Annotated in this window: 4 protein-coding genes; all 4 read left to right on the top strand. The window is 47.2% G+C overall.

The genetic code is table 11. The features are described from left to right. Positions 1–154 precede the first annotated feature (154 nt). Positions 155–1,057, top strand: a complete 903-nt coding sequence (locus RMO84_RS03240; protein ID WP_310487011.1) for a circadian clock protein KaiA — start codon at positions 155–157, stop codon at positions 1,055–1,057. Between the two features lie 17 nt (positions 1,058–1,074). Beyond that, a complete protein-coding gene (locus RMO84_RS03235; RefSeq protein WP_310487010.1) occupies positions 1,075–1,290 on the top strand; it encodes a hypothetical protein in 216 nt (71 codons plus the stop codon). Between the two features lie 181 nt (positions 1,291–1,471). After that, positions 1,472–1,786: a circadian clock protein KaiB gene (gene kaiB / locus RMO84_RS03230; protein ID WP_295617934.1), complete on the top strand. Its 315-nt coding sequence runs from the start codon at positions 1,472–1,474 to the stop codon at positions 1,784–1,786. An 86-nt stretch (positions 1,787–1,872) separates the two neighbouring features. Continuing rightward, positions 1,873–2,982, top strand: a 1,110-nt coding sequence (gene kaiC, locus RMO84_RS03225; RefSeq protein ID WP_310487009.1) for a circadian clock protein KaiC, incomplete at its 3' end; no start/stop codon positions are given.

The raw sequence follows: 2,982 nt of genomic DNA, 5'->3' as shown, positions 1-2,982 counted from the left end.
GTTGGCGTAGCCTACCGGAGGTAATCGCTTGCGCATTGTCCATTTTAAATTGTCGCCAAATTTGGTTGGCTAGGGCAGATATGGGTGCCGCTCATAGTGCGGCGATTGCCGCACTATGAGCTAGTTGTTGCACCTTTAGCGAGTATAAATTATTTTGTCTGGTTCTCTGACTATTGCAGTTTTGGCTGACTCCACGGACTTGTTGCCGTTATTGGGTCGATATTTAGCTGCCGATCGATATACATTAGAGTATTTCGGCGAGCCGTCAGAGTTTTTGACATATGTAGAGACAGTCAATCATGAGCCAGATTGCCTGGTTTTTTATTCAGAAAGACAACTCTTGCCCACGATTAATTATCTTTACGATCGGGGATTAATCTTACCTGTCGTCATCATCCATCGCTTGATTGCCGCTAGTTCGGCTAGCTCCGAACAAGATACCGCAGCTAGCGCGTCGTCGGGATCGAGTAGCTATATTTATCAGCCATCAGAGGTGATTTTAGCAGTAACAGAGCTAGCAAATATTGGGGTAGCCATCGATAAAGCCATCGCTAAGTTTTTGAATCTAAAGCCGATTATGCCCACATCTGAGGATGCGCATCCACCCCAAATTCAGACAGAGATCGAGATCCCCGAATCCGTATATCTCCTCCAGCAGCAAAGCCGGCTAGCAGAGAAACTCAACGAGCGGTTGGGATACTTAGCCGTATATTACAAGCGTAACTCCAGTCAATTTTTCCGGCATCTCGATCGCGTGCAAAAACAGGATTTGCTCGATCGACTGAAGTTCCAATACCGGCACATCGTCCTCGAATATTTTGCAGATAGTACCCAAATCAATGACAAAATCGATGAATTCGTCAGCGCAGTATTTTTTCACGATCTGGCAGTTTCGGAAATTGTCAAGATTCACATGGAATTGATGGCAGAATTCTCAGACCAGCTAAAATTGGAAGGGCGTGGTGAGGAAATCCTGCTAGAGTACCGTCTAACTCTCATTGATATCATCGCGCATCTCTGCGAGATGTATCGTCGATCGGTACCCCGCGAGATCTAACAACTCGACCGGATGGAGTGCAAAAATCTGGCGAGCATACCGCCGCAGCTCGATCGATCGTCTGGCGCATTTATGTAAGCTGTATCGTGGCTGGGTGCGGTACGGGATCGAAAGCCGACTACTCGCGCTTGGTAGATCTCTTGAAAGATTCACGATCTTGCCACTGCGACGATCTCCATGAAAGCGGCGATTTCGGCTACAATTGCCATCGATGCGAGCGTCGCCGTCCGTAGGAGCAGTAATAAAGGAACATCCATCGCTCGGATCGATCTCTACCGCTACGATGCGATCGTTCCAGGCTAGTGTTATGTCTACCATCAAGATCGATCGTCACTTCACTGCCCAACGATATTAACCGCAACGTTCAAGTCATTGAGTTGAATGTTTCCCTACCGATAATTAATAATTTAAGTTATGCCTCCATTAATGAAAACTTATGTCTTGAAACTTTATGTCGCGGGAAATACGCCCAATTCTGTCCGGGCACTGCGAACTCTAAAGAATATCTTAGAAGAAGAGTTTAAAGGCGTATATGCCCTTAAAGTAATTGATGTCCTTAAAAATCCGCAATTAGCAGAAGAAGATAAGATTCTGGCTACACCGACATTGTCAAAAGTTTTACCGCCACCCGTCCGTAAAATCATTGGAGATTTATCCGATCGCGAAAAAGTATTAATTGGCTTGGATCTTTTATACGAGGAGCTATCCGAGCGAGATGGGGATTTTTAGATTGTTAAACTCTAGCAGTCGCGATCGTTTGAGCAATTTAGTAAGTTGAATTAGTTGTTTAGTTAGAAACTTTTCAGATCTCAGCAATGACCAGTACGAATCAAATAGCAGAATTACCGCTCAATCCCCTCGGCGTGCAGAAAATTCACACCATGATCGAAGGGTTCGATGACATCTCTCATGGTGGTTTACCAGTTGGCAGAACGACGATTCTCAGCGGTACATCTGGTACGGGGAAAACGATGCTCGCCGTTCAATTTGTCTACAATGGAATTCACTACTTTGATGAGCCTGGGATCTTCGTCACCTTTGAAGAATCACCTGCTGATATTATTAAAAATGCCCATAGTTTTGGTTGGGATCTCCAAAAATCGATCGATGAGGGTAAATTATTTATCCTCGATGCCTCCCCAGATCCAGAAGGACAAGAAGTAGTCGGGAATTTCGATCTTTCGGCACTAATCGAGCGGATTCAATATGCTTTTACCAAATATAAAGCCAAACGAGTCTCGATCGATTCTGTCACCGCCATCTTTCAACAATATGACGCAGCATCGGTCGTCAGGCGCGAGATTTTCCGACTGGTAGCACGGCTCAAGCAAATGGGTGCCACCACCATTATGACGACCGAACGCGTCGAAGAATACGGCCCTGTCGCGCGATTTGGGGTGGAAGAATTCGTCTCGGATAACGTCGCGATCGTCCGAAATGTCCTCGAAGGCGAACGCCGCCGCCGTACTATTGAAATCCTCAAGCTTAGGGGTACCACCCACATGAAGGGTGAGTATCCCTTTACCATCACCAACCACGGTATTAATATCTTCCCATTGGGGGCAATGCGGCTCACCCAGAAGTCTTCCAACGTGCGAGTATCATCTGGTGTCAAAGCCTTGGATGTGATGTGCGGTGGCGGCTATTTCAAAGATTCGATTATCCTGGCAACTGGCGCTACTGGTACGGGGAAAACGCTCCTAGTCAGTAAATTTATTCAAGAAGCTTGTTTAGCAGGAGAGCGGGCAATCTTGTTTGCTTATGAAGAATCTCGAGCGCAATTATCGGGCCTAGGATTCCAAGACTCGGCGAAGGTGCTCGATCGCTTAACCGCGATTCGACGCGGCGCCCGCTATCAGCAACTTCCGCAGCCGAGCCGGGCGCGCTTCGACGCCCTGGTGCCGGTGCTGGTCGAAACGGCCGGC

Source organism: Chamaesiphon sp. VAR_69_metabat_338, from assembly GCF_031423935.1.
Classification (GTDB): Bacteria; Cyanobacteriota; Cyanobacteriia; order Cyanobacteriales; family Chamaesiphonaceae; genus Chamaesiphon.
The sequence above is the reverse complement of the archived record's forward strand: the minus strand, read 5'-3'. Positions and strand labels throughout refer to the sequence as shown.

Coding starts and splice junctions, on each gene's coding strand:
- kaiB (WP_295617934.1), top strand. CDS start 1,472: ATGCCTCCATTAATGAAAACTTATGTCTTGAAACTTTATGTCGCGGGA.